Here is a 25,740-nt window from a genome sequence, read left to right on the forward strand (position 1 = left end):
GTGCCCTTTTTATCTATTTTTTCCTAGCGCGCTTTTACACACATCTCCTGAAAGGGCTTTGATAGCGATGCCGGCGGGAAAGTCTGAGCAAGACAGAACTTACCGTACGGACATCCGTACTTTTTTATTATGGCAGTAATATTGCCTTTACTACTACGGATGACATAGGGGATTGAGCTCGCCACGCGAAAGGGGAACCTTATCAAGGCAGACGTAAGCTTTGGTATTCTTTTCAAAAAGTAGCCAATCCTGTGCATGGGCAGGCTGATTCTACTGAAAATAGTCACTCAGATGATGACGGTATTGGCGCTCTAAAAGAGTGCCGTCAATACCATACAACGTCCCTACTCTTGCAGCTAACTGGATAAGTAGTAATATAACTCTTTTAAAAAAGACGTAAAACCCTGCGTTATACGGGAATCTTCAGTTGCCATACGCCACTTACGATTGATATACTCACTGTCTTTAAAATATAGCGACGATTCAGGAAAAGCCTCTTTTCTCGATGAGGGAATCACGGGCTTATAGAAACCTTTGCTTTCGGCTTCATAGTCGGAATATTGCTCAGGAACGACATTCTTTCGTTTTAGGTAACAAAGAATGGCATCCGGGCAGGATAGCTTTGGATGCCATTTCTTTTTGAATGTGAATTCTTCTGTCTGTCTCCATCGTTCCCGTTTATTTCTGCGTCTGGTAAAATTGATTGATAGCAGATAGCATGGCAGACGCAAGGGCGAATCGCTTCGGCCTTTGGAGGGGGTTAAATAAGCGTTGTCGTGTGACAGACATCTTCCAAGCGTCATGTTCTGAAAGGTGCCGCATTCGTCCGTTATGTTACGGACGAAATAAGCCGATCCTTGTGATAGAAAAGACGGTTCTTAGAATCAGAGTGGAATCATCGCCTAACCCTCGAAGCGAGATGCCGCAGTTTGAACAGGCAGGTTTTCTGACTTATTCCCGTATCAAAAACCTTCCCGACCTCGTGATGGATTTGAGGCAGTGGTATGAGTCTTTCTTTTGATACGCTTTCTGGAAATTACAGCAGCGGGACTGTCCGGGATTTCCACCCGATTCCCTTTTCATCCGGAATGCCGGTCGGCAGACAGGACACCTGTTACGGGACAAAGATAGTGTTTTTGTATGGGCTGGCCAAAGTTTTTCCTTTTTATTTGCTGAGTTTCAATATGCGTGTTTCGGATGTAATAATGTTCACCCGGTGGGTGACAAAAATCAGGGTCTTATTGCCATAATGGTTACAGATATTTTGCCATAGCCGTTTTTCGGTTGCGGTGTCGAGCGAGGAAGTGGCCTCGTCGAATAGTAAAATACCGCTCGGACGCAGTAAAGCGCGGGCGATGGCGATACGTTGTGACTGTCCTTCGCTTAATCCCGTGCCTTGTTCGCCGCAACGGCTGTCCAGACCTTCGGGTAGTTGGAATACGAAATCGGCACAGGCGTGGATGAGTGCGGTCTGCATTTCTTCATCTGTGGCGTACGGATTGCCGAGCAACAGGTTTTCCCGTATGGTACCGCTAAAGAGGGTATTTCCTTGGGGGACGTAGGTGAAGTTGGAGCGGGTACCTGCATGGCATTCGGATTGCCCGCCATGATTGTCGTATAATATGATTTTTCCCGCTGTGGGATGGATTAAGGAAAGCATCAGGCGTATTAAAGTCGTTTTCCCTGCACCGGTTTCCCCTATCACGGCCGTATGGCTGCCCGGCGGGAAATCGTAGGTGAAATCTTGCAGTATGTGGCGGCCTCCCTTGTCGTATGCGTATGAGACTTGATGGAAACGTATGCCGGAGGGCGAGCCTATCCGGATTTCTTCGGGATGTTTTTCCAAAGGAATCTCTTCTAATTGCATGAGACGTTCGCCGGCTGTAAAAGCGTTGACGAAAATAGGAATGAAACGGCTCATGTCTCGGAACGGGCCTTGTATTTGTCCTACGAGTTGGATAAAGGCTATCATCATGCCGTAGGTGATCGTCCCCTCGTGCAGTCGGGCGGCTCCCCACAGAAAGGCCACAAGGTAGCACCCCATGAATCCGGCGCTGAGGAAAGACGAGGAAATGGACGAAAAGCGGGTGCGCGTCTTGATTTGGTTACGTAAGTTCTGTTGTATGTTATCTAACCGTTGTACCATAACGGACTGTTGTTCCAATGTCTGTACAACCATCTGGTGTTGTATCGTTTCTTGCAGTATGCTTTGGATACGGCTGTCCGTATTCCTGATTTCGCGGGTCAGTTTGCGCATACGTTTCATATAGACCTTGCTCAATACCATGAAGAGCGGAATGATGGCTATGGTGAGACAAGCCAATGAAGCATCCATGGAATACAGGAATAAGAACGCACCTACCAACCGTATGCACACGGCGATAATGGAAGGAGCCGTCTCGGTGACGGCATTCACCACGTCGGTGACATCTCGCTCCAGCCTATTCAGAAGGTCTCCGCTGTGTCGTCGGTTCCGGTCTTTCCACTCGCTGTGCAGCAAACGGTCGAAATAGAACCGTTGCATGTGGTTTTGTGCCTTGACTCCCAAAATGGCCTTGACCCAGCGTGAAGCGAAATGGATGCAGAGCTGTGACAACAGGATACCGATGAGTAGTGCGGCGGCTATGGATAAACTTCCGGGGGCTTTATAGGTCGCTATGTCGATGATCCATTTGGTGGCAGCGATGAACATGAAATCCAACAATACGGTGGAGCAGCCGAGCAGGGTGTTCAGTCCCGTTTGCAACCGGTGGTGCCGCAGGATATTCCACAGCCATTGGAGCAAACGGAGGGTGGAATAGGTTGACGTAGAGGAGCGAAAGGCGTTCAACATGATTCTTCCCTTGGGTCGGTGCCCCACATGAGCTTTTCACGCAAGGTGGAGTAAAACGAATGGTTCTTGCGTTGCAATACCTTTATATTATAAGGAGCTCGGCGAAGGATGAGGCGCGTGGCTTCGGTGCAGGCTTCGCTGCGTCCGTCTATAGCCACGAGGAAATTATGGTTGCGGGATTCTACCGATAGCGTGAGTTCTACTTGGTCGCGGAGTGTGATGGGGCGTGCGTTCAGGCTGTGGGAGGCTACGGGCGTAATGCAGAATGTACCGGATTGGGGCACGATGATGGGGCCTCCTACGCTCAAGGCATAACCGGTGGAACCCGTGGGTGTGTTGATGATGAGGCCGTCAGCCTGATAAGTGGCCAGAAATTCACCATTCACTTCCACCCGGATGGAAATCATGGAGGAGTTGTCCCGTTTCAGGACAGCCACTTCGTTCAGGGCGTATGGGTATCCGGAGAGTTCCGGACCTTCGTATTTCACTTCGATGACGCTACGCTCATCAATTTTATATGTGTGGTTGTAGATGTCGTCGATGCATTCGTTGATTTCTTCCGGAGACACATCGGCTAAGAAGCCGAGCCGCCCCATGTTGATTCCCAATATAGGTATGTCTTTACTTCCCACCCGACTGGCTGCGGCCAGAAAAGTTCCGTCACCTCCCATGCTGACTGCGATGTCTGCCTGAAAATCGCTGTCTGATATCAGTCCGGTAGGACAGACGTCGAAATGAAGTTCCTGGCTGAGGTAGGTATAGAAATCGGTGTCGATATAGAGTTCGGCATCGCGTGCGGCCAACAAGGAAATGAGTTGTTTGACCGAAGCCGACTTTTTAGCTTGATAGATGTTGCCGAACAGGGCGAATTTGAGTCTTTCTGCCATTCTCCTAATATTAATTAAGACTTTTACTGTGGTTATAGAGCCGCAAATATAGTATTTTTTTCTAACTTTGCCCTATTGGTGACAAATTATAATTGAAAGAGAAATGACGAAATTAAGTGTGAACATTAATAAAGTGGCTACTCTGCGTAATGCGCGGGGAGGCAATAATCCGGACGTCGTGCAGGTGGCATTGGATTGTGAAAAGTTCGGGGCACAGGGCATCACGGTGCATCCCCGTCCCGATGAGCGCCACATCCGTTACCAGGACGTGTATGACCTAAAAGCTGTTTTGCGTACGGAGTTCAACATCGAAGGCAATCCGGTGGACAAGTTCAATGATTTGGTGTTGAAAGTACGACCCACACAGGTAACATTGGTGCCGGATGCTCCCGACCAGATTACGTCGAATGCGGGTTGGGACACGAAAAAGAATCTTTCGTTTCTGACGGAAATCATAGGGGAATTTAAGGAAAAAGGGATTCGTACTTCCGTTTTTGTCAATGCCGAAGCGGAGATGGTGGAATATGCGGCGAAAGCGGGGGCAGACCGGGTGGAACTTTATACGGAGCCGTACGCTTCGGCTTATGCAGGAAGTCCGGAGGTGGCTGTCCGGCCTTTTGTGGAAGCGGCCCGAACGGCTCGTAGTTTGGGGTTGGGGCTGAACGCCGGCCATGACTTGAGCTTGGAGAACTTGAAATATATGCATGAACAGATAGGATGGATTGATGAAGTAAGCATCGGTCACGCACTGATTTGTGACGCTTTGTACCTCGGGCTGGAAGAGACCATCAAGCGCTATCTGGAATGTTTGAAATAGAAAGGCCGGACGCGACGGGATGATGGAAATAGACTTGCAAGGATGGTTGACAAGCGTGCTGGCTTCGTGGGGATTGGTGTCGGTAGCTGATGCCTTGGCGCACGGCGTCATGTTGGCCTTATTGGTCGCTGCGGCTTTTTTGGCAGATGCGGTTTGCCGCTGTTTTTTGTTGAAAGCTGTAGCCCATTTGGTGAAACGCACGAAAGCTACGTGGGATGATGTGGTATTCGACCATAAGGTAATGGTACGTTTAAGTCGTATGGTGGTGCCGGTGGTGATATATTGCTTTGTACCCGTAGTTTTTGCCGATACGAATGGAAGTACGGTCGATTTTGTCCGACGAATCAGTTTTGTATTTATCGTTCTTGCTTTTCTGGCTTTTGTTCATGCTTTTTTAAGGGCTGTTTATAGTGTCTATAGTGACAAAGAAGCCTTCCGAGACCGTCCTTTGAAAAGTTTGTTGCAGACGCTTCAAGTGGTGGCTTGGTTTGTGGGCGGTATCATCATACTTAGCGAACTGATAGACAAGGACCCCGTTTCGCTGTTGGCTGGATTAGGTGCTTCGGCTGCTGTTTTGATGTTGATTTTTAAAGACACCATTATGGGATTCGTCAGCGGAGTACAGTTGTCGGCCAACGATATGCTGAAAGTGGGAGATTGGATAAAGGTGCCCAAATATGATGCCGACGGGGTCGTGACGGAAGTGACGCTGAACACCGTGAAAGTCCGTAATTGGGACAATACAGTGACCACGGTGCCGCCATACGTTTTAGTCAGTGATTCGTTTCAGAATTGGAATGCGATGCGCGAAAGCGGCGGACGTCGTATCAAACGGTCTGTCAATATAGATATGAGCAGTGTGAAGTTTTGTACGCCGGAGATGTTGGAGCGTTTTCGCAAGATAAGTTTGCTGAAAGACTATATAGAAAGGAAAGAACAGGACTTGCAGGATTATAATGCGGCTCATTCCATCGACAATACCGTAAAGGTCAATGGCCGCCGCCAGACCAATTTGGGTGTGTTCCGGGCTTATTTGACGGCATACTTGCGGAGTTTGCCTTATACCAATCAGGAACTGCATTGCATGGTCCGTCATTTGCAGCCGACGGACAGGGGAATTCCTGTGGAACTGTATTTCTTTTCGACGGTGAAAGATTGGATTCCTTATGAAGAAATCCAGGCCGATGTCTTCGACCATGTGTTGGCAGTGATTCCGGAGTTCGACTTGCGGGTGTTTCAATCACCTTCGGGAGCGGATGTGCAACGCATGGCGTGGCAAGAGAAGAATTGATTTAACTTATAAATATTCATTATTAAATACAGAAGGATGGAAACAGTATATTTGTTTTTTGCCGAAGGTTCGGAAGAAGTGGAAGCTTTGGCTGTGGTAGATATTTTGCGTCGTGCAGGAGTGGAAACCCGTATCGTTTCGGTGACGGGCGACAAGATGGTGACCGGTGCACATGGAATCCGCGTGGAGGCCGATATGTTGATGGAAGAAGTTGATTTTTCCAAGGCCGCCATGTTGGTATTGCCTGGCGGGCTGCCCGGTTCATACAATCTGGCCAGACACGAAGGTTTGGCCGAAGGTATCATGCAGCAATATAAGGCAGGCAAACCGCTGGCGGCTATTTGTGCGGCTCCTTTGGTCTACGGCCGTATGGGCTTGCTGAAAGGACTGAAGGCGACTTGCTATCCCGGATTTGAAGAGAACTTGGAAGGGGCTTCTTATACAGGCAGCCTTGTGGAGGAGGACGGCTTGTTCATTACCGGAAAAGGGCCGGCTGCCGTATTTGAATTCGGTTATGCCATCGTGGCCAAGCTGGCCGGTAAGGACAAGGCGGAAGCCGTGAGAAACGGAATGTTGTACAACGAGGTGGCTCGATGAAGAAATATGCGATCGTAGTGGCCGGAGGGAAAGGACTGCGTATGGGGGGCGAAATTCCCAAGCAGTTCATTCCGGTCCAAGGTCGACCGGTGTTGATGCGGACGTTGGATGCGTTTCATGCCTATGACGAAAGTGTGGAACTGATTGTGGTATTGCCGGTTGCACAGCAGGGTTATTGGAATGAATTGTGCCGTGAATATGACTTCCGCATTCCTTATCGTTTGGCCGACGGAGGAGAGACGCGCTTTCATTCCGTGGCCAACGGTTTGGCAGAGGTGCCGGATGGGGAAACGGATGCTTTGGTGGCCGTGCACGACGGTGTGCGTCCTTTTGTGTCTCGTGAGGTCATAGCGGCATGTTACGAATCAGCTTTCCGGAAACGTGCCGCCATACCTGTTGCCGAGGTCGTGGAGACACTGCGTTGTCTGAAATCCGACGGGACGGAGGGAGGCAGTGCAACCGTAGACCGTGCACAATATCGTTTGGTGCAGACCCCGCAGACTTTTCGGGCCGATGTGCTGAAAGCCGCTTACCGGCAAGAGTACCGTCCGTTTTTCACTGACGATGCTTCCGTGGTGGAAGCTATGGGAGTTCCGGTGTCGTTGGTGCCGGGCAACCGTGAGAATATAAAAATAACCACACCTTTCGATTTAAAGATAGCCGAAGCTCTTTTATCCGATTGACCGATGATAGACCTTGAGCGTCAAGATATCAAGTTCCTGCCGGGAGTGGGACCGCAGCGTGCCAAACTGCTCGGAGATGAATTGCAAATCCGTACTTTGCATGATTTGTTGTACACCTTTCCTTATAAACATATAGACCGTACGCGGCTTTATTATATCCATGAGTTGACGGCCGATATGCCCTACGTACAGATTCGCGGCCAGATATTGAGCTTTGATACGGAGGGAGAGGGGCGGAAACGGCGTTTGGTGGCTCATTTCACCGATGGGCAGGGAGTTGTGGACTTGATTTGGTTCAATGGCATAAAATACGTTTTGTCTGCCTACAAGACGCGGACGGATTATATCGTGTTCGGGCGGCCGAGTGTTTTCAACGGACGAATCAACATCGCTCATCCTGATGTGGACAAGGCCGATGAATTGCGTTTGAACACCATGGGACTTCAGCCTTATTACACGACCACGGACAAGATGAAACGGGCCGGACTGAATTCCCGTTCCATAGAACATTTTACGGCGACTTTGTTTGAACGTTTGGATGCCGGAATTCCGGAAACCTTGCCACCTTATTTAGTAAGCTCGTTGAATCTGGTGTCTTTGGATGAAGCGCTCCGGCATGTGCATTATCCGACTTCTGCGGAAGATTTACGGAAGGCGCAATTCCGTTTGAAGTTCGAAGAGCTTTTCTATATTCAGTTGAATATAATAAAGTATGCGCGTGAGCGTCGTCAGAAATACCGTGGTTATGTGTTTGTCCGTGTAGGCGAGCTGTTTCATACGTTTTATGAAAAGAATCTGCCGTTTGAGCTGACCGGAGCGCAGAAAAGAGTCATTCGTGAGATTCGTCAGGATATGGGGAGCGGGCGACAAATGAACCGTTTGTTGCAAGGCGATGTAGGCAGCGGGAAGACACTGGTGGCTTTGATGAGCATCTTGATTGCATTGGACAATGGTTTTCAGGCTTGTATCATGGCGCCTACCGAGATTCTGGCGGAGCAGCATTATGTGACTTTCCAGAACTTGTTGTTCGGGATGCCCGTAAGGGTGGAACTGCTGACGGGGACGGTGAAAGGAAAGCGGCGACAGGCTGTTTTGGACGGATTGAAAGACGGCGAGGTACGGATTTTGGTCGGGACGCATGCCGTGTTGGAAGACACGGTGCTTTTTAAGTCTTTGGGCATGGTCGTGATAGACGAGCAGCATCGTTTCGGTGTGGCTCAGCGCGCCCGTTTGTGGACTAAAAACAGCAATCCTCCTCATGTGCTGGTGATGACGGCCACGCCAATACCCCGTACCTTGGCCATGACCTTGTATGGCGACCTTGATGTGTCGGTTATCGACGAGCTGCCTCCCGGGCGCAAGCCGATTCAGACGATTCACCAGTTTGACAACCGGCGGGAGAGCCTGTACAGGGGATTGCGTTCGCAGTTGAACGAGGGGCGGCAGGCATACGTGGTGTACCCGTTGATTAAGGAAAGCGAGAAGATGGACATCAAGAACCTTGAAGAGGGGTATGAGCAGTTGTGCCGCGATTTGCCGGAATATAAGATAAGCCGGGTGCATGGTAAAATGAAAGCTGCAGAGAAGGAGGCCGAGATGCAGGACTTCATTTCAGGGAAGACCCAGATATTGGTGGCGACCACTGTGATAGAGGTCGGGGTGAACGTGCCGAACGCTTCGGTCATGGTGATAGAGAATGCCGAACGTTTCGGATTGGCGCAGTTGCATCAGTTGCGCGGACGGGTGGGACGCGGAGCCGACCAGTCCTATTGCATTTTGGTCACCAAATACCAGCTTTCGGCAGATACCCGCAAGCGTATTCAAATCATGACGGAGACGAACGACGGGTTTGAAATAGCCGAAGCGGATTTGAAGTTGCGCGGTCCGGGCGATTTGGAAGGTACGCAGCAAAGCGGGGTTTCGTTTACGTTGAGGCTGGCCAATTTGGCACGTGACGGACAAGTACTGCAGTTGGCGCGGGAAACGGCCGAAAAAGTGTTGGACGACGACCCGCATTGCGCTGCTTCAAAGAATGATATTCTATGGAGACAGTTAAATAAATTAAGAGATAGGACGGTGAATTGGGGGGTGATTTCTTGAAAAAACGGCTTTTTGAGGAAAAATACTGTTAATTTTCTTGGGCTTTTGTTATGGAAAGATTATCTTTGCCGCTGTTAGTGTTTAGAATACGCTAATTAATATGTTTAATTCAAAAAGTCTATATTCATGGAGAAAACCTTGGTCTTGTTAAAACCTTGTACATTACAGAGAGGGCTTGTAGGAGAAGTTATCAACCGTTTCGAGAAGAGAGGACTGAGGTTGGCCGGAATGAAAATGATGCAATTGACAGATGCGATATTGGATGAACATTATGCTCATTTGCGCGAGAAATCATTCTTTCGGATTTTAAAGGATTCCATGATGTCAACTCCCGTGATTGCATGTTGCTTCGAAGGTATTGAGGCCGTAAATGTAGTGCGGGCGATGGCAGGGGCTACAAATGGCAGGAATGCCCTTCCGGGCACGATTCGCGGTGACTATTGTATGAGTAACCAACAAAATATCGTCCACACGTCCGATTCATTAGAGAATGCGAAAATAGAATTGGCGCGTTTTTTCAAGCCGGAGGAGATTTTTGAGTATGAATCTTCCAACTTGGGTTATTTGTATGCTTTAGACGAATTGTAAAATAAGATAAGCGAACTTTATAATAATAATTAAATGTTTTTTAACTTCAGAAGACTTAAGACAGGAGCGGTCGTTGTTTTGGCCATGTTGAGTATGCCGGTTGCAGGGCAGGACTTGTTGGCTCGCCAAGCACCGATCGACAAAAAGATGAGAGCTGTGGATTCGGTTGCCTTGCAACGTTTGATTGGTGACGAACAGCTTGAAAATCCCGCGTTTGGTCTTTATCCCGATTGGAACAACCAATATGCCCATCGTTATGATGTAGAATTGCCGGAAGAATACAAGATAGACTTGCGGCATTTCTGCATGCCGACGCCGAGCACGAGAATTACTTCTAATTACGGTTATCGTGCAAGTTTTCGTCGTCAGCATAAAGGGCTTGACATCAAGGTGTACATTGGGGATACCATACGTTCGGCGTTTAGTGGAAAAGTACGTATCGTGGATTACGAAAGAAAAGGTTACGGTAACTATGTCGTAATTCGTCATCCGAACGGACTTGAAACCATTTACGGGCATTTGTCCAAGCACCTTGTGCGTGAGAACCAAGTTGTAAAGGCTGGCGAACCCATCGGTTTGGGAGGCAATACCGGGCGTTCAACAGGCTCTCATTTGCATTTTGAAACGCGTTTCTTGGGACAGGCTATCAATCCGGCCGAAATGTTCGATTTCGTAGCGCAAGATGTGACAGGAGACTATTATATCTTCCGCTCCAATAAGAGCAAGGGGCAGACCGAGGTGGCTAAGAATACGGCGAGTGCTCGTCCGAAGCCGACAGCTAAGCCCCGTTCTAAAGTACATCGCGTGAAATCGGGTGAGAATCTTTCCGTAATAGCATCGAAATATGGTACGACGGTTGCTAAGTTATGCAAGTTGAATGGAATATCCCGTAAGACTATGCTTCGTCCGGGGCAAATCATCAAATATTCATAAGCATAAGTTTATAGTTACAATAAGGGAGATGCTTCCGTACGGTCGGGAGCATCTCTTTTTTTGCTATGTATCAGGGAGAAAGGACGTCTGTGGCAAACGGGTTTCCAATCTCCTGAGAATGATTTTCCAATCTCCTGCAAACGATTTTTCGTTCTGCAGTGAATGATTTTTCATTCTGCTGCGAATGATTTTCCACCTTGAGCCGTGCGAAGAGTCAGGTGTTGTGGGGAGTGTGCAGGTTCGCCCTGCTTACAATATGAAAAATGCAGGAATAGGTTCGCATCTTTCAGACTTCTTCTGTTTCAGTCACTTATGGTGAACTTTCTTATTCGGCAGCCTTCACCTTGTTTTCACCGTTAGCCTTCTTTCTTCTTCGGAAGGATTTGATGTACAATGTGTTATGGTGAAAGAACATGAAAAGGCCGTCTCCGCTCGCGTATTCTACGGTCTCTTTTTGTTTTATTCGATGATTTGTACTACCTTTGCACATTGCATGTTGTGGTATGCCTAAACGGTAAAATATGGATACACAAGGACAATTTGAGCAAATAATGAAGGAGTGTCGGGAACTGTTCGCCAAAAAGTTGCATGATTACGGTGCGGCGTGGCGTATCATGCGTCCGGCTTCGGTGACAGACCAGATATTTATTAAGGCCAATCGTATCCGTAGTTTGGAGGTGAAAGGGGTCTCGTTGGTCGGTGAGGGCATTCGCCCGGAGTTCATGGCTATCGTGAATTACAGTATTGTCGGCCTGATACAGTTGGAGCTGGGCTATGCCGACGCGGAAGACATGACGGCTGAACGTGCCTTGGAATATTACGATAAATACGCGGGGCTTTCGCTCGCTTTGATGTTGAAGAAAAACCACGATTACGATGAGGCTTGGCGCGGCATGCGCATCAGTTCTTATACAGATCTTATCTTGATGAAGCTTTACCGGACCAAGCAGATTGAGGCTTTGGCGGGGCAGACTTTGGTGTCGGAGGGAGTGGATGCCAATTACATGGACATGATGAATTATGCCGTATTCGGGCTGATAAAATTGACGTTCGGTGAATAGATTGGGATATAAATTACGTTGGGTTGCCGTGAATGTCAGCCGTTTGTTGCTGGCTGTGACTTTCGTCTTCTCCGGATTGGTGAAAGTGGTTGACCCGCGTGGTACCCAATACAAATTCGATGACTATTTTCAGGCATTCGGTTGGTCGGAATGGATTCCCGGCTTTTTGCCGCTCTGGCTGGCTGTTCTTTTGGCGGTTTTTGAATTTTGTATAGGGATATATCTGTTCTTTGGGATACGTCGGCGCGCGACTTCCTGGCTTTTTTTGCTGTTCATGAGTGTGATGACGCCTCTGACGTTTTATCTGGCTTTGGCCGATCCTGTGTCGGATTGCGGATGTTTCGGAGATGCCGTGTCGTTGACGAACTGGGAGACGTTCGGCAAGAATGTTGTGCTGTTGGGCTTGTCCGTGCTCGTTTTTCGTTACCGTCGGTTGATGGTGCGCTTTGTTTCCGAACGCAACCAGTGGATGATTTCCCTCTATTCTATCTTTTTTGCCTTTGTTCTGGCGGGTTTCTGTATCTATTATCTTCCGGTTTTCGATTTCCGTCCTTATCATATCGGAGTAAATCTTCCCCGATCGATGGTGGTTCCGGAAGGAGAGGAGGAGCCGGAGTATCTTACGACATTCGTACTTGAAAAGGATGGAGTAAAGAAAGAATTCACTACGGAAGATTATCCCGAGGACACGGCCTGGCATTTTGTGGAGAGCCGGACGGTGTTGGTGAAAGAAGGATATGTGCCCCCCGTACATGATTTTTCGATTATGACGTGGCCTGATGGAGAGGATATCACGGAGCAGGTTTTGTCGGACAAAGGATATACTTTCTTATTAATCTCTCCTTATCTGGAGTTTGCGGACGACAGCAATATAGACCGTATCAATGAACTTTATGACTATTGCGGCGAACATGGGTATGCCTTTTATTGTCTGACGGCATCCGGTGATGACGTGATTGGGCGATGGCAGGACCTGACGGGGGCGGATTATCCTTTTGGCATAACGGATGAAATCACGTTGAAAACCATTGTGCGCTCCAATCCCGGGCTGGTATTGTTGAAAGAGGGTACAGTGTATAACAAATGGAGTTGTAATAACCTTCCGAAAGAAGAGGACCTGAATGTGCCGTTGGAAGACGGTGAATTGGGGCGTTTGCAGTCGGCATCGCGGATGATGACGACGTTGCGTGTCGTCCTGTGGTTCCTTGTCCCCCTGTTTGTGCTGGTGTTTGCCGACCGGATATGGGTGGGGAGTAAGATGTACAGACGAATGAAACATAAAAATAGAATTATCAACCTTTTAAAAAGAAAAGAAATGAGAAAGAAAATTGTTGCAGGTAACTGGAAGATGAACCTGAATTTGCAGGAAGGTGTAGCTTTGGCTACTGAGTTGAATGCGGCTTTGGCTGCCGACAAACCGAATTGTGATGTAGTCATCTGTACGCCGTTCATCCACTTGGCTTCCGTAGCCGCTGTATTGGATGCCCAGACTATCGGTTTGGGTGCAGAGAACTGTGCAGACAAGGAAAAAGGCGCATACACTGGCGAGGTGTCTGCCGAGATGGTAAAATCTACCGGTGCGCAGTATGTCATTTTGGGGCATTCGGAGCGTCGTGCTTACTACGGCGAGACAGCCGAAATCCTGAAAGAGAAGGTAAACTTGGCTTTGGCAAACGGCCTGAAGGTCATCTTTTGTATCGGTGAGGTTTTGGAAGAGCGCGAGGCTGACAAGCAGAACGAAGTGGTGAAGGCACAGTTGGCCGGTTCTTTGTTCGATTTGACGGCAGAACAGTTCTCCAACATTATTCTGGCATACGAACCGGTATGGGCTATCGGCACGGGAAAGACGGCTACGGCTGAGCAGGCAGAAGAGATGCATGCTTTCATCCGTACGACCATTGCCGAGAAGTTCGGTGTAGAGGCTGCCGAGAATGTTTCCATCCTTTACGGCGGAAGCTGTAAGCCTTCGAACGCAAAAGAGATTTTTGCAAAGCCCGATGTTGACGGCGGTTTGATTGGCGGTGCCGCTTTGAAGTGCGCAGACTTCAAGGGTATCATCGACGCTTGGAAAGCTTAATCAGAGTAGATAAACGGAGTCATTCCGAGGGCGTCTTCGTGTCTCGGAATGGCTCTCTTTTATGGTTTTATATTCAAATGACTATATGATGAAAAGACTCTTCTTATCGTTGTTTTGGTGTGCCGTAAGTTGGCTTCAGGTTTCAGCACAACAGAAGTTTGTGGACAAGCTGGTGAAGCCTGTGAACGGGCAAGGGACGGTACGTGTGATTCAGGATGCCGAGATTACCCGGATGGTAAATGGCGGAGGGGCAGAGAAAGAATCTTCTGCTTCGCTTGCAGATTCCGGACGTACATCCCAGTCGATAACGGAGAGCGGCAATTCATCTGTAGGTACTAAGCCCGTACGTAAGATGAAGGCCAACGGTTATCGGATTCAGGTTTATGCCGGAGGAAATTCCAGAACGGCTCGTCAGGAGGCACAACGGATGGCTGGAAAGGTGAAGAGCTACTTCAGTGACATGGCTACTTATACGCATTTTCAGAGTCCGCGTTGGATTTGCAGGGTGGGTGATTTCCGGACGTACGAGGAAGCTAATCAGGCTTTGCACGAATTGCGCGCCACTAAGCAATTCGATGAGGCGTTGATTGTAAAATCTGTAATTCAAATACCTTATTAAGCGGATGGAACGTCAGGTTTATAACGAAACGGTACAGCGGGAATTAGAAACCCACTATAAGGCTGTTCTGGCTTTGTTGGGGGAAGATACCGAACGTGAAGGATTGCAAAAGACGCCTTATAGGGTGGCTAAGGCGATGCAAACGTTGACGCGGGGATACGCCGAAGACCCGAAAGAAATTCTGAATTCGGCCAAGTTCAAGGAAGACTACCGCCACATGGTGATAGTGAAAGACATTGATTTCTTTTCGTTGTGCGAACATCACATGTTGCCTTTTTACGGGAAAGCACATGTAGCTTATATACCTAATGGATATATTACGGGTTTGAGCAAGATCGCCCGTGTGGTGGACTGCTTTTCCCATCGTCTTCAGGTACAGGAAAGGATGACGCTGCAGATTCGGGATTGCATACAAGAGGCGTTGGATCCGTTGGGCGTGATGGTTGTAGTGGAAGCCCGGCACATGTGTATGCAGATGCGTGGAGTGGAAAAGCAAAACTCGGTGACTACGACCAGTGATTTTACGGGAGCGTTCAATCAGGCCAAGACGCGGGAGGAGTTTCTCAACCTTATTCATCGAGATTCTCTATAACAATCCGTAAAATTAAGAATAAATAGCTGACATGATGATGAAATCAGATGTTTTGGCACTGTAGTTGTAGTTTACTATAATAAAGTGAAGTTGTTTAATTTTTAATATATACGAATATGATTTCAGACAAATTGCAGAAAGCTATTAACGAACAAATCGTGGCCGAGATGTGGTCGGCTAACTTGTATTTATCCATGTCTTTCTATTTGCAGAGAGAAGGTTACGACGGCTGTGCCACATGGATGAAGAAACAGTCTCAGGAAGAATTGGAGCACGCTTACGATATGGCGAATTACGTCATCAAACGTGGCGGAGTGGCTAAGGTAGACAAGATAGATGTGGTTCCACAGGAGTGGAACGGCGTACTGGGTGTTTTTGAGAATGTGTACGAGCATGAATGCCAAGTATCCAAGCTGATTGAAAATGTTGTGAAAGTGGCTTCCGAAGAGAAAGACATGGCTTCTCAGGATTTCTTGTGGGGATATGTGCGCGAACAAGTGGAAGAAGAAGCTACGGCGCAAGGTATTTTGGAAAAAATCCGTAAAGCCGGCAAGGCTGCTTTGTTGTTCATTGACGATAAGTTAGGACAGCGGGTATAATTAAAACATAAGATTAGTAAGATTAAAGGCCGTTTCTGTAAGTTTGCAGGGCGGCCTCTTTTCGTGGGGTGAATTTGCCGGTAAGGCGTTTTCGGGATGGCCTTTTTAAGGAATAGGGTGCCTGTCGGCAATTCCTTCGTGTTAAATTTGGTTATATTCTTCTCGCGATATAACTTTTATTAAACTTCTTTGTTTACATTTGCAATACCCAGTTGGCCCGAAGGGGTTAGCGGGAGGTTTATTTAATAAGAAGGCGTTTTCAAGCGTCTATCTTCGGCTCGTCAAATCTCGCAAATTTGAACTGTCTGTCGGAAGATGGAGCAACGGGAATGTCTGCGTGGTATGTTTATACTATGCGTGCCGCAACCATACGTCAGAGTGTGGGTGTGTGTCGTGTTTTATATATGTACCGGCGTGGGCTAACTGCGTTGCTTATCTTGGCAGATGGGCAATGCGAGAGCCTGACGAGCGAGATAAGCAAGAACAGCTCCCCACGCTTTTTTGTTATATAGGCTGGAATAAGAGACGTTTTTAAATATTTTAAACCAACCTGATTTGGGGGAGTCAAGGTAAGTATATTGAAGAGGAGATGAAACGTAATTTACTTTTTCCGTTGGCTGTTTTGCTGTTTTTTTCGACCAATGTTAAGGCACAGGAAATCCATGAGGCAAGTGTGTTGCCATATGTGCCTAATTTTATTCCCACAGCTTACACGCAAGGTGGAAAGGTGCTATTTTTCACGGTAGAGGGGGGAAGGTATGACAATGAAAGTCTTTCAAACGGAGATTTTACAGTCTATGATGCCGATTTTGAGGAAGTGAAGAAAATTTCCGTTCCGGAGGAAACGTGTAAAACATATACTTTGGTAAGTAGGCGTGCGGCTGTGACTGATCCGTTTACGGGAGTTGTAACTTATACAGGAGAATGGGAGACTACACGAGAAGAAGATGATTATCAGTGGCGCTGTTGCAGGTCTTTGGGCTTGTGTACGGAAGTTGATCATGGTATTGCCGAGGCTTTCGAAAACCAACGGTTGTTCTTGACTCAAACTTTGTTTAATGAGGATGACAAGTTCGAGTATTTGTTTGAGACGATAGAGGTGAAGGAAACCTCCAAATATGAAAGGGACAGGGACGGTGACGGGGTGACAGATGAAGTTACAAGGTCCTATTCGGCTGTGGAATCCGGTTTGGAAATCCGGCAAGATGACGGGACGGTGTTGTTCCGGCATGATTATGCAGATTTGAATAATGTCATGGGTACGGAGGCCATGCTTTACCGTGTAGGTGGGAAAACGTATTTGGTAATCGAAGAAAATGGCTATATGGATGGCTCGGAAGAAAGATTTCGTTCATATACTATCTATCTTATAGATTCAAAGGCCAATACGATAAAGGAACTCAAGCGTTCAAGTTGTGTGCGTGCTTATCCTAATCCGGCTCGGAAGGGGGAGGTGGTTACGATGGAAATTCCTATCGCGGAAGATAAGGCAAGCCAGCGTGAGGTGTGTGTGACTTCGGTGGACGGGCGTACGGTGACACGGATGTCTGTGGAGGCCGGAGTGCGCACCGTTCAAATTCCCATACAGCGGATACCATCAGGAGTATATAACTTCACGCTGACCGAGAAGGGGCGTGTGGTGGAAAATAGCCGCATTATTGTGCGTTAAGTTTGGGCATCGTGTCTCAAACTGGTTTTGGCATTCCACTCATGTTTTGGGTGGAATGCTTTTTTTCAAGAGTGTAAGTCCTATTGTTTATTATTTATGGATGGTTTGTGAAAAAGGATAAGGCTTGTGTGGCATAAAAATGGATAAAAATATTGCACCAGAATGATATTCTTTCCCTTTTTTGTGTATCTTTGTCCGAGTAAAGACAAAGGGGTGCCCGGAAAGGGGCTGAGATTATACCCTCGAACCTGATGCAGCTCGTACTGCCGTAGGGATTGGATTTTATTTTCTTTCCATACCGCCGTTTGCGGTGCTTCTTTGTACTTGTCTTTTTCAGTAATAATTAAAAGTAGATGAAATGAAAATTTCGGTGAATAACAAAGAAGTGGAGACAGCAGCCGTTTCGATTTCTGCATTGGTGGAAGAGCTATCGCTTCCGCTTCAGGGGATAGCGGTGGCTGTAGAGAACCGTTTGGTGCCCCGTACCGCGTGGGACGGTTATGCGTTGGCCGAGGGGATGAACATTGTCATCATCAAAGCGGCGTGCGGCGGATAGCATTTAGTCATTCAATCCAATAAGACAGCAAAAATATGGAAAAATTAGTCATAGCAGGACGGGAGTTTACGTCCCGTTTGTTTTTAGGTACAGGTAAGTTTGATTCCAACGACCTGATGGCCCGTTCCATCATAGCTTCCGGAACGGAAATGGTGACGGTAGCCATGAAGCGTATCGAACTGGAAGACAAGGAGGACGACATGCTGAAGCATATCGTGCGTCCCGAGATACAATTATTGCCGAACACGTCGGGTGTCCGGAATGCCGAAGAAGCCGTGTTCGCCGCCCAGATGGCACGCGAGGCATTCGGTACGAATTGGTTGAAGTTGGAAATTCATCCCGACCCGCGTTATTTGTTGCCCGATTCCACGGAGACCCTGAAGGCCACGGAGCAGTTGGTGAAGTTGGGCTTTGTCGTATTGCCTTATTGTCAGGCCGATCCTACGCTTTGCAAACATCTGGAAGAAGCCGGAGCGGCCACAGTCATGCCTTTAGGAGCACCCATCGGGACAAACAAGGGATTGCAGACCCGTGATTTCCTGCGTATCATCATCGAGCAGGCCAACGTGCCGGTAGTCGTGGATGCCGGTATCGGAGCGCCCAGTCATGCTGCCGAGGCCATGGAGATGGGAGCTTCCGCCTGTTTGGTGAATACAGCCATAGCCGTGGCCGGCGACCCGGTGGCGATGGCCGTGGCTTTCAAGCAGGCAGTGGAAGCCGGACGTATGGCATACGAAGCCGGATTGGGATTGCAGACAGACAGTTTCGTGGCAGAGGCCAGTTCGCCCCTGACGGCATTTTTGAACGACTAAACGGGAAGAAGATATGTTTTCGGACGAATTGGAAAAGATTTCATGGGAGGAAACTACGGCGCGGATCAACGCCAAGACGGAGGCCGACGTGCGCCGCGCCCTCTCGAAAGAACATTGTGACGTGGACGATTTCATGGCTTTGGTGTCCCCGGCAGCCGCTCCCTATTTGGAGACGATGGCGCGGTTGAGCCGTAAATATACCGAAGAGCGTTTCGGCAAGACCATGTCCATGTTCATACCTTTGTATATTACCAACTCCTGCACCAACTCCTGTGTGTATTGCGGTTTCCATATCAGCAACCCGATGCGCCGCACCATTTTGACGGAGGAGGAGATAGAGAACGAATACAAAGCCATCAAGAAGCTGGCACCTTTCGAGAACCTCTTGATAGTGACAGGAGAGAATCCGGCCAAAGCCGGCGTGCCTTATCTGGCGCGTGCCTTGGATTTGGCCAAACCCTACTTCAGTAACCTGAAGATAGAAGTGATGCCGCTCAAGACCGAAGAGTATGAAGAACTGAAGGCACACGGGATGAACGGAGTCATTTGCTTCCAGGAAACGTACCACAAGGCAAACTACAATATCTACCATCCTCGGGGCATGAAGTCGAAATTCGAGTGGCGTGTCAACGGTTTCGACCGCATGGGACAGGCCGGGGTGCATTCCATCGGGATGGGAGTCCTCATTGGCCTGGAGAAAGAATGGCGCACGGACATTACGATGATGGCTTATCATTTACGTTATTTGCAGAAGCATTATTGGCGGACGAAATACAGTGTGAACTTCCCCCGTATGCGGCCCTCCGAGAACGGAGGCTTCCAGCCGAATGTCGTCATGAGCGACCGTGAACTGGCCCAGGTCACTTTTGCCATGCGTATTTTCGACCACGATGTGGACATTTCCTATTCCACACGCGAACCGGCGGCCATCCGTGACCACATGGCCACGTTGGGCGTGACCACGATGAGTGCGGAAAGCAAGACGGAGCCGGGAGGATATTATACCTATCCGCAGGCGTTGGAGCAGTTCCATGTGAGCGACGAACGCACAGCCGTGGAGGTGGAGAAGGCATTGCGAAAAGTCGGTCGTGAACCGGTATGGAAGGATTGGGATGCCAGTTTCGATTTGAAAACCGTGGGTAAGCGAGAGCAGAGAAAAGCTCGCTTGCCTCTGCCGAGCGAGAGCGATTTATCCAAATCTTATGTAAAATGCTGACCATGTCCGAGATGGAGAATAAAAAGTTAGGGCGGTACGAGCGCCAGACCATGTTGCCGGAAATCCGCACCGGAGGGCAGGAGCGCTTGCGTGCGGCGCGGGTGTTGGTTGTAGGGACGGGCGGGTTAGGCTCTCCCGTCTCGCTCTATCTGGCCGGTGCCGGAATAGGGCACATCGGGTTGGTGGATGATGACACGGTGAGTACGACCAATTTGCACCGCCAGGTTCTTTATGCGGAGGCGGAAGTGGGGCTGCCCAAAGTGGTGTTGGCTGCCCGTCGGTTGCGTGCATTGAACAGCGATGTGGACGTGAAGCCGTACGCTTGTCGTCTGACGCCGGATAATGCCGCCGGTATGATTCAAGATTATGATATTGTGGTGGATGCTTGTGACAATTATCCGACCCGTTATCTTTTGAACGATATTTGCAGGGCGCAAGGCAAGCCATACGTTTACGGTGCCATTGAAGGGTTCTGTGGCCAGGTGTCCGTTTTTTGTCGTACTGCGGAAGCGAAGAGCTATCGGGATTTGTATCCGGACGAAGAGGCCGCGTGTCAGTTGCCTCCGGCTTTTAAAGGCGTTGTGGGCATGACCCCGGCGATAGTAGGCAGTGTGCAGGCTCACGAGGTGATGAAACTGGTTTGCGGTTACGGCGACGTGCTGGACGGCCGCTTGTGGACGATAGATTTGCGTACGATGCAGTCTTATATCATCGAACTTTAACCCCATAAATAGATACGAAATGAAAAAGAGTGTGTTTTGCTGTTTGGCAAGTTTGCTTTGCTGGTCGGCGGTGGCTGTCCGTGCCGCGAAAGTGGATACGGTGGAGGTGCACAGTCGGAAGATGGGACGTGCGGTGCGTACCATAGTGATTTCTCCCGAAAAGACAGAAGGCAAGGGAGCGGCTGTGGTTTATCTGTTGCACGGTTATGGCGGAAATGAAACCACATGGCCCGGTTTGAAACCGGAACTCAAAGACTATGCCGACCGTGAGAATTTGATTTTCGTATGTCCGAATGGAGAAAACAGTTGGTATTGGGACAGTCCGCTCAATGAAGATTCCCAGTTTGAGACGTTCGTCAGCCGGGAACTGGTGTCTTACGTGGACGGACATTACCGTACACTGCCGTCTCGCGAGAAGCGGGCCATTACCGGATTGAGTATGGGCGGCCATGGTGCCCTATGGTTGGCCATACGCCATCAGGATGTTTTCGGAGCAGCGGGCAGTACGAGCGGCGGACTGGACATCCGGCCTTTTCCGGACAACTGGGACATGAAGGAGCAAATCGGGGCAAAAGATGCCGGGGTGTGCGATTGGGACGATTATACCGTCATCAACCAGACGGGCAAACTCAAGGATGGTGCCCTACGGATTATTTTTGATTGCGGCTATGATGATTTTTTCTTTGAAGTCAACCAAGCCTTCCATCAAAAGTTGTTGGAACGAGGCGTCATGCACGACTTTATTGTGCGTCCCGGAGCGCATACGGGGGAATATTGGAGCAATTCCATCGATTATCAAATCTTGTTTTTCTTGAAATTCTTCAGGGCAAGTCATTGACCGTTGCGGTCCGTGGTGCGGACGTTCGCCCCAACCGGTGGACAGCACCGGGATAAGAGGAAAAGAGCCATATACTTCCCCTTCCGGGATAAGCTATGGCTCGCCATTATGGCATTATTGTTTTTGTAACGTCAGGGTTCTCGGGTCATCAATGGTGTTACATGAGCCGTCCATGTTGAACCAATTGAATGTGTAGGTGGCAGTATTGCCTTCGATGGTCAGAGGTCCTTCCATGTATTCATTGTATGCGCCTCCCCAAAGCCATACGATTTTCAAAGTGTTGCCTTTCGCTTCATAAGTCAGGCCTACCGTGAAGTCGGGAGAGTCCGTCGTAACCGTTTTGTCTTCATGGAATGTAAGTGATATGCCCGGGAAAACGCCGTCGTCGGTGCTTGAAGTGATTTTCCAGGTCGTTCCTGCCAATGTGGCCGGAGTTGCCGGTGTTTCTTCTTGTGGTGGCGTCGGGGTTTCCTCCGGAGGCGTAGTCGGTTGTTTTTCCTCGTCGTCGTCCGAGCAAGCTGTGAAATTTACGCATAACATGATGGCCAAGACGGCCATCCCTACATATCTTAAAGTTTTCATTGTTTTCCTTTTGTGTTAAATTCTTTGTTGAATGATTCTTTTGTAGTCCAAAATCCGGAGTGTAGACAATAAAAAAACGTGGACTGAAACTTCGTTTATGCTATCTCGGTATCGCCAAACACCATGCACACATATACGAGTAAAAGCCCACGCCATAGGCGTGAGCATCAACTTTTACTCTTGTGTGCTTCTTCAATTTGGCGATTTCAGATAGCAAGAATAAAGCTAACGCTTCTTTATCTTATGTCTTTGTTCGATAATTACATCATAGGCATGTTTGTTTTTATTCTTGTCGGCAAAAATAGGAAAAAAGCAGGATTCGTGCAAGAAGTTCTTCCTTAATCTTTAAGAGGATGCGATGTGGGCCATACGAAGTTCTGTTTTCAATAACGGGAATGTCACTACGGGGATTCCCGATTGAAAAATTTTGCGGGCGGGGAGCGTGAAATTTTTGTGCGCCAAACGGAAAATCGTTTGGCTTAGATTGAAAAATCAATTGCCGCAGAACAAAATATGAATCTGCGGCAATTGATTTTTGGAATGGCTCTGCTTATTTACATCGTTAATTATGAGTGATTTATGAAAACGCCTGTTCCATAAGGCGATGTAAGCAGAAAAGCATACATTTTAGGTTGAGGCCTTTTACAACGGGAAGTCTTCGAAGGCATACAGTACGGTAGACAGGTAGCGTTCGCCCGTGTCGGGAAGCAGCACGACAATCGTTTTGCCCTCGTTCTCCGGGCGGCGTGCGATTTGCAGGGCGGCGTGCAGGGCCGCGCCGGATGAGATGCCCGCGAGCACCCCCTCGTGGCTGGCCAGCATGCGGGAGGCACGGACGGCATCTTCGTCTGCGACCCGGATGATTTCATCCACCAGACGGTGGTCGAAATTCTCCGGAACGAATCCGGCGCCTATACCTTGTATTTTATGAGGTCCGGGGGTGCCTCCGGAGAGAACGGGCGAGGCGTCCGGTTCTACGGCTATGGCTTGCACGGACGGGTTGTGCTTTTTCAATCCTTTAGCCGTTCCGCTGATGGTACCTCCCGTACCTACGCCGGCTACGAAGAAGTCCACTTTACCGTCTGTGTCGTTCCATATTTCTTCTGCTGTGGTTTGTACGTGTGCTTCCGGATTGGCCGGGTTGTCGAATTGTCCCGGAATGAAGGCTCCGGGATGAGCCGCCTTCAGTTCTTCGGCCCTGCGGATGGCTCCCTTCATGCCTTCGCTGCCCGGAGTGAGTACCAGTGTGGCACCTAATGCTTTCAGGAGATTGCGGCGTTCGAGGCTCATGGTTTCAGGCATGGTGAGCGTGAGCCGGTAACCTTTGACCGAGGCAATCCAGGCAAGTCCGATGCCCGTGTTTCCGCTGGTAGGCTCTATGATGAGGCTGCCGGGACGCAGCAGACCTTCTTTTTCTGCTGCTTCTATCATATAAAAGGCTGCGCGGTCTTTCACGCTTCCTCCGGGATTGAAACTTTCCAGTTTGACCAGAACCCTGGCTTTCAGTTGTTCTTTCTTCTCTATGTGGCTGATTTCCAATAAAGGTGTACGTCCGATAAGTTCGGTCAGCGAATGATAAATCTTTTCCATAATCTTTTCTTTTTAGCGTTTGTCGAATGTATATGTATTACGTAGTTCTTGGGTATTCAGACTTGGGCGAAGGCTTGCGTCAGGTCGGAGAGCAAGTCGTCGATATGTTCCGTGCCGATGGAGAGACGTATCGTGGCTTGCGTGATGCCTTGCTCGGCCAGTTCCGTTTCATTGAGTTGGGAGTGGGTGGTACTGGCCGGGTGGATGACCAGCGATTTGACATCGGCCACGTTGGCCAAAAGAGAGAATATCTCCAGGCTGTCGATGAAGCGGAACGCTTCTTCACGTCCTCCCTTGATTTCGAAGGTGAAGATGGAACCGGCTCCTTTCGGGAAGTACGTTTCATATAGTTTGTGGTCGGGGTGTCCGGGCAATGCCGGATGGTTGACTTTCTTTACCTTAGGGTGTGTGGAGAGGAAATCCAGGATTTTCAGGGTGTTCTCCACGTGGCGTTCCACCCGTAGGGACAAGGTTTCCAACCCCTGAAGAAGGATGAAGGCATTGAACGGACTGATGGTAGCTCCCGTGTCGCGCAACAGTGTGGCGCGGATACGGGTGACGTAGGCAGCCGCGCCTGCCGCGTCGGTGAAACAAATGCCGTGGTAGCTGGCGTCCGGTTGGGTGAGTTGCGGAAATTTCCCGGAGGCCTTCCAGTCGAATTTTCCGGAGTCCACGATGACGCCTCCCAATGAAGTGCCGTGGCCGCCGATAAACTTCGTGGCCGAATGCACGACGATGTCTGCTCCATGCTCTATCGGACGAATGAGGTAGGGCGTGCCGAACGTATTGTCTATGATGAGCGGAATCCGGTGGCGGTGTGCGATGTCGGCCACAGCATCAATGTCTATGATGTTGCAATTGGGGTTTCCCAATGTTTCGATGAATACGGCTTTGGTGTTTTCCTGTATGGCTTGTTCGAAATTGTCGAGGTTTTCAGGGTCGACGAATGTAGTGGTGATGCCGTATGCCGGCAGGGTGTGGGCCAAAAGGTTGTAGCTGCCACCGTAAATGGTTTTGGCGGCTACGATGTGGTCACCTGCACGCGTGATGTTTTCGAAAGCATAACTGATGGCGGCTGCTCCCGAAGCTACAGCCAGTCCGGCTATTCCTCCTTCCAGGGCGGCTACGCGTTCCTCGAACACTCCTTGTGTGCTGTTGGTCAGCCGTCCGTAGATGTTGCCGGGGGCTTGCAGGCCGAAGCGTGCGGCGGCATCGTCCGCGTTGTGGAACACGTATGAGGTGGTCTGGTAGATGGGTACCGCGCGGGCATCCGTAGCCGGGTCTGCCTGTTCTTGTCCTACATGGAGTTGCAGGGTCTCGAAGTGTAGTTTTGTTCTGTCCATGATGTTTCTGTTATTGAGTTCTTGACCGTTTCTTGTTTCGATGATGGCAAAGTTATGGTTTTTGGAATAATCAAACAAGAAGTGAGAGAAAAATGGGAAAAATATCTATTTTTGTATTCAAAAACAGAATATACAGCCTGATGTAAGGGGGCTACAGCTCTGTTTATAGACGTTTTTTCTATGGAAAGTTTAGATCATATAGACTTGCAAATCCTGCGTACTTTGCAAGATAATGCCCGTTTGACGACAAAAGAACTGGCCACACGCGTACATCTTTCTACGACTCCTGTTTTTGAACGCCTGAAGAGACTGGAGGCGCAAGGATACATCAAGAAGTATATCGCGGTGTTGGATGCAGAAAAGCTCAATCGCGGTTTTTTAGTATTTTGCCGGGTGAAGCTGCGCCGGTTGAACAAAGAAATCGCAGAAGAGTTCACGGGCATTATCCGGGAAATACCGGAAGTGACGGAGTGCTATAACATCTCCGGTAGTTACGATTACCTGCTCAAGATTCATGCACCCGATATGAAGTATTATCAGGAGTTTCTTCTCAATGTGTTGGGGACAATCGAGAGTCTCGGTTCCATGGAGTCCACCTTCGTGATGGATGAGGTCAAGCAGGTGTATGGCATTCAGGTCTGACCCGGGCAGATAAAAATACGGATAAAACGGTTGTAAGGTAGTTATTAAATGTAAAAAGGGGCCGGAAGACGAATCTTATTCGTATATTTGGCT

24 protein-coding genes and 2 riboswitches are annotated in these 25,740 nt (G+C 48.9%); of the genes, 19 read left to right on the top strand and 5 right to left on the bottom strand.

The genetic code is table 11. The features are described 5' to 3' along the window. Window positions 1–919: 919 nt before the first annotated feature. A riboswitch (cobalamin riboswitch) is annotated at window positions 920–1,130 on the bottom strand. 35 nt (window positions 1,131–1,165) lie between these two features. Beyond that, on the bottom strand, window positions 1,166–2,833 hold the full coding sequence (locus HMPREF9441_RS02605) for an ABC transporter ATP-binding protein (RefSeq protein WP_366377591.1): 1,668 nt from the start codon (window positions 2,831–2,833) through the stop codon (window positions 1,166–1,168). Beyond that, entirely contained in the window at window positions 2,827–3,720 is an 894-nt protein-coding gene (locus tag HMPREF9441_RS02610; protein ID WP_008617655.1) for an NAD kinase, read from the bottom strand. The genes HMPREF9441_RS02605 and HMPREF9441_RS02610 overlap by 7 nt, the downstream gene beginning before the upstream one ends. A 103-nt stretch (window positions 3,721–3,823) precedes the next feature. Between HMPREF9441_RS02610 and HMPREF9441_RS02615 the strand changes: the two genes are divergently transcribed. The 18 genes from HMPREF9441_RS02615 to HMPREF9441_RS02700 all read left to right on the top strand — a co-directional run bounded on the left by HMPREF9441_RS02615 (window position 3,824) and on the right by HMPREF9441_RS02700 (window position 21,490). Then, window positions 3,824–4,537: a pyridoxine 5'-phosphate synthase gene (locus HMPREF9441_RS02615; protein ID WP_008617656.1), complete on the top strand. Its 714-nt coding sequence runs from the start codon at window positions 3,824–3,826 to the stop codon at window positions 4,535–4,537. Window positions 4,538–4,556: 19 nt separating this feature from the next. Next, on the top strand, window positions 4,557–5,828 hold the full coding sequence (locus HMPREF9441_RS02620) for a mechanosensitive ion channel family protein (RefSeq protein WP_008617657.1): 1,272 nt from the start codon (window positions 4,557–4,559) through the stop codon (window positions 5,826–5,828). Between the two features lie 36 nt (window positions 5,829–5,864). Then, window positions 5,865–6,425, top strand: a complete 561-nt coding sequence (locus tag HMPREF9441_RS02625) for a DJ-1 family glyoxalase III (protein WP_008617658.1) — start codon at window positions 5,865–5,867, stop codon at window positions 6,423–6,425. Further along, entirely contained in the window at window positions 6,422–7,108 is a 687-nt protein-coding gene (locus HMPREF9441_RS02630) for a 2-C-methyl-D-erythritol 4-phosphate cytidylyltransferase (RefSeq protein WP_008617659.1), read from the top strand. The genes HMPREF9441_RS02625 and HMPREF9441_RS02630 overlap by 4 nt, the downstream gene beginning before the upstream one ends. A 3-nt stretch (window positions 7,109–7,111) precedes the next feature. Continuing rightward, entirely contained in the window at window positions 7,112–9,208 is a 2,097-nt protein-coding gene (gene recG, locus HMPREF9441_RS02635; RefSeq protein ID WP_008617660.1) for an ATP-dependent DNA helicase RecG, read from the top strand. A gap of 126 nt (window positions 9,209–9,334) precedes the next feature. Beyond that, complete coding sequence (ndk, locus tag HMPREF9441_RS02640; RefSeq protein ID WP_008617663.1) at window positions 9,335–9,796, top strand: nucleoside-diphosphate kinase; 462 nt, start codon at window positions 9,335–9,337, stop codon at window positions 9,794–9,796. A gap of 33 nt (window positions 9,797–9,829) precedes the next feature. Next, window positions 9,830–10,729 (top strand): peptidoglycan DD-metalloendopeptidase family protein, encoded by a 900-nt coding sequence (locus tag HMPREF9441_RS02645; RefSeq protein WP_008617664.1) that lies wholly within the window; start codon window positions 9,830–9,832, stop codon window positions 10,727–10,729. A gap of 521 nt (window positions 10,730–11,250) precedes the next feature. Further along, complete coding sequence (locus HMPREF9441_RS02650) at window positions 11,251–11,790, top strand: DUF1599 domain-containing protein (protein WP_008617677.1); 540 nt, start codon at window positions 11,251–11,253, stop codon at window positions 11,788–11,790. Then, a complete protein-coding gene (locus HMPREF9441_RS02655) occupies window positions 11,783–13,867 on the top strand; it encodes a BT_3928 family protein (protein ID WP_087943183.1) in 2,085 nt (694 codons plus the stop codon). Before HMPREF9441_RS02650 ends, HMPREF9441_RS02655 begins: the two co-directional genes overlap by 8 nt. An 85-nt stretch (window positions 13,868–13,952) precedes the next feature. Next, complete coding sequence (locus HMPREF9441_RS02660) at window positions 13,953–14,486, top strand: SPOR domain-containing protein (RefSeq protein WP_021979454.1); 534 nt, start codon at window positions 13,953–13,955, stop codon at window positions 14,484–14,486. Window positions 14,487–14,490: 4 nt separating this feature from the next. Further along, window positions 14,491–15,078, top strand: a complete 588-nt coding sequence (folE, locus tag HMPREF9441_RS02665; RefSeq protein WP_008617702.1) for a GTP cyclohydrolase I FolE — start codon at window positions 14,491–14,493, stop codon at window positions 15,076–15,078. A gap of 116 nt (window positions 15,079–15,194) precedes the next feature. Further along, window positions 15,195–15,677, top strand: coding sequence for a ferritin (locus tag HMPREF9441_RS02670; protein WP_008617703.1), 483 nt, complete (start codon window positions 15,195–15,197; stop codon window positions 15,675–15,677). Between the two features lie 589 nt (window positions 15,678–16,266). Next, the gene (locus tag HMPREF9441_RS02675) at window positions 16,267–17,346 is read left to right on the top strand and encodes a T9SS type A sorting domain-containing protein (RefSeq protein ID WP_008617705.1); all 1,080 of its coding nucleotides are present in this window, start codon (window positions 16,267–16,269) and stop codon (window positions 17,344–17,346) included. Between the two features lie 199 nt (window positions 17,347–17,545). After that, a riboswitch (TPP riboswitch) is annotated at window positions 17,546–17,638 on the top strand. A 66-nt stretch (window positions 17,639–17,704) separates the two neighbouring features. Beyond that, the gene (gene thiS, locus HMPREF9441_RS02680) at window positions 17,705–17,902 is read left to right on the top strand and encodes a sulfur carrier protein ThiS (RefSeq protein ID WP_008617708.1); all 198 of its coding nucleotides are present in this window, start codon (window positions 17,705–17,707) and stop codon (window positions 17,900–17,902) included. Window positions 17,903–17,937: 35 nt separating this feature from the next. Then, entirely contained in the window at window positions 17,938–18,714 is a 777-nt protein-coding gene (locus HMPREF9441_RS02685) for a thiazole synthase (RefSeq protein WP_008617710.1), read from the top strand. A gap of 13 nt (window positions 18,715–18,727) precedes the next feature. Continuing rightward, complete coding sequence (thiH, locus tag HMPREF9441_RS02690; protein WP_008617712.1) at window positions 18,728–19,930, top strand: 2-iminoacetate synthase ThiH; 1,203 nt, start codon at window positions 18,728–18,730, stop codon at window positions 19,928–19,930. Beyond that, window positions 19,924–20,652: a HesA/MoeB/ThiF family protein gene (locus HMPREF9441_RS02695; protein ID WP_008617713.1), complete on the top strand. Its 729-nt coding sequence runs from the start codon at window positions 19,924–19,926 to the stop codon at window positions 20,650–20,652. Before thiH ends, HMPREF9441_RS02695 begins: the two co-directional genes overlap by 7 nt. A gap of 19 nt (window positions 20,653–20,671) precedes the next feature. Continuing rightward, window positions 20,672–21,490: an alpha/beta hydrolase gene (locus tag HMPREF9441_RS02700; RefSeq protein ID WP_008617715.1), complete on the top strand. Its 819-nt coding sequence runs from the start codon at window positions 20,672–20,674 to the stop codon at window positions 21,488–21,490. 114 nt (window positions 21,491–21,604) lie between these two features. Here HMPREF9441_RS02700 and HMPREF9441_RS02705 read toward each other — a convergent pair whose 3' ends face one another. The 3 genes from HMPREF9441_RS02705 to HMPREF9441_RS02720 form a co-directional block, all read right to left on the bottom strand. Further along, window positions 21,605–22,072, bottom strand: a complete 468-nt coding sequence (locus HMPREF9441_RS02705) for an META domain-containing protein (protein WP_008617717.1) — start codon at window positions 22,070–22,072, stop codon at window positions 21,605–21,607. A gap of 642 nt (window positions 22,073–22,714) precedes the next feature. After that, the gene (gene cysK, locus HMPREF9441_RS02715; RefSeq protein WP_008617725.1) at window positions 22,715–23,662 is read right to left on the bottom strand and encodes a cysteine synthase A; all 948 of its coding nucleotides are present in this window, start codon (window positions 23,660–23,662) and stop codon (window positions 22,715–22,717) included. A gap of 56 nt (window positions 23,663–23,718) precedes the next feature. Next, on the bottom strand, window positions 23,719–25,005 hold the full coding sequence (locus HMPREF9441_RS02720) for an O-acetylhomoserine aminocarboxypropyltransferase/cysteine synthase family protein (protein WP_087943185.1): 1,287 nt from the start codon (window positions 25,003–25,005) through the stop codon (window positions 23,719–23,721). Between the two features lie 180 nt (window positions 25,006–25,185). On the opposite strand from HMPREF9441_RS02720, the gene HMPREF9441_RS02725 reads away from it, so the two are divergent. Further along, window positions 25,186–25,647, top strand: coding sequence for an Lrp/AsnC family transcriptional regulator (locus HMPREF9441_RS02725; RefSeq protein WP_008617727.1), 462 nt, complete (start codon window positions 25,186–25,188; stop codon window positions 25,645–25,647). Window positions 25,648–25,740 lie beyond the last annotated feature (93 nt).

The sequence above is a fragment of the Paraprevotella clara YIT 11840 genome, from assembly GCF_000233955.1.
Taxonomy (GTDB): domain Bacteria; phylum Bacteroidota; class Bacteroidia; order Bacteroidales; family Bacteroidaceae; genus Paraprevotella; species Paraprevotella clara.

Excerpts from the sequence above, each read along its gene's own strand:
- HMPREF9441_RS02605 (WP_366377591.1), bottom strand. The coding sequence starts at position 2,833 with ATGTTGAACGCCTTTCGCTCCTCTACGTCAACCTATTCCACCCTCCGT.
- HMPREF9441_RS02610 (WP_008617655.1), bottom strand. The coding sequence starts at position 3,720 with ATGGCAGAAAGACTCAAATTCGCCCTGTTCGGCAACATCTATCAAGCT.
- HMPREF9441_RS02615 (WP_008617656.1), top strand. The coding sequence starts at position 3,824 with ATGACGAAATTAAGTGTGAACATTAATAAAGTGGCTACTCTGCGTAAT.
- HMPREF9441_RS02620 (WP_008617657.1), top strand. The coding sequence starts at position 4,557 with ATGATGGAAATAGACTTGCAAGGATGGTTGACAAGCGTGCTGGCTTCG.
- HMPREF9441_RS02625 (WP_008617658.1), top strand. The coding sequence starts at position 5,865 with ATGGAAACAGTATATTTGTTTTTTGCCGAAGGTTCGGAAGAAGTGGAA.
- HMPREF9441_RS02630 (WP_008617659.1), top strand. The coding sequence starts at position 6,422 with ATGAAGAAATATGCGATCGTAGTGGCCGGAGGGAAAGGACTGCGTATG.
- recG (WP_008617660.1), top strand. The coding sequence starts at position 7,112 with ATGATAGACCTTGAGCGTCAAGATATCAAGTTCCTGCCGGGAGTGGGA.
- ndk (WP_008617663.1), top strand. The coding sequence starts at position 9,335 with ATGGAGAAAACCTTGGTCTTGTTAAAACCTTGTACATTACAGAGAGGG.
- HMPREF9441_RS02645 (WP_008617664.1), top strand. The coding sequence starts at position 9,830 with ATGTTTTTTAACTTCAGAAGACTTAAGACAGGAGCGGTCGTTGTTTTG.
- HMPREF9441_RS02650 (WP_008617677.1), top strand. The coding sequence starts at position 11,251 with ATGGATACACAAGGACAATTTGAGCAAATAATGAAGGAGTGTCGGGAA.
- HMPREF9441_RS02660 (WP_021979454.1), top strand. The coding sequence starts at position 13,953 with ATGATGAAAAGACTCTTCTTATCGTTGTTTTGGTGTGCCGTAAGTTGG.
- folE (WP_008617702.1), top strand. The coding sequence starts at position 14,491 with ATGGAACGTCAGGTTTATAACGAAACGGTACAGCGGGAATTAGAAACC.
- HMPREF9441_RS02670 (WP_008617703.1), top strand. The coding sequence starts at position 15,195 with ATGATTTCAGACAAATTGCAGAAAGCTATTAACGAACAAATCGTGGCC.
- HMPREF9441_RS02675 (WP_008617705.1), top strand. The coding sequence starts at position 16,267 with ATGAAACGTAATTTACTTTTTCCGTTGGCTGTTTTGCTGTTTTTTTCG.
- thiS (WP_008617708.1), top strand. The coding sequence starts at position 17,705 with ATGAAAATTTCGGTGAATAACAAAGAAGTGGAGACAGCAGCCGTTTCG.
- HMPREF9441_RS02685 (WP_008617710.1), top strand. The coding sequence starts at position 17,938 with ATGGAAAAATTAGTCATAGCAGGACGGGAGTTTACGTCCCGTTTGTTT.
- thiH (WP_008617712.1), top strand. The coding sequence starts at position 18,728 with ATGTTTTCGGACGAATTGGAAAAGATTTCATGGGAGGAAACTACGGCG.
- HMPREF9441_RS02695 (WP_008617713.1), top strand. The coding sequence starts at position 19,924 with ATGCTGACCATGTCCGAGATGGAGAATAAAAAGTTAGGGCGGTACGAG.
- HMPREF9441_RS02700 (WP_008617715.1), top strand. The coding sequence starts at position 20,672 with ATGAAAAAGAGTGTGTTTTGCTGTTTGGCAAGTTTGCTTTGCTGGTCG.
- HMPREF9441_RS02705 (WP_008617717.1), bottom strand. The coding sequence starts at position 22,072 with ATGAAAACTTTAAGATATGTAGGGATGGCCGTCTTGGCCATCATGTTA.
- cysK (WP_008617725.1), bottom strand. The coding sequence starts at position 23,662 with ATGGAAAAGATTTATCATTCGCTGACCGAACTTATCGGACGTACACCT.
- HMPREF9441_RS02720 (WP_087943185.1), bottom strand. The coding sequence starts at position 25,005 with ATGGACAGAACAAAACTACACTTCGAGACCCTGCAACTCCATGTAGGA.
- HMPREF9441_RS02725 (WP_008617727.1), top strand. The coding sequence starts at position 25,186 with ATGGAAAGTTTAGATCATATAGACTTGCAAATCCTGCGTACTTTGCAA.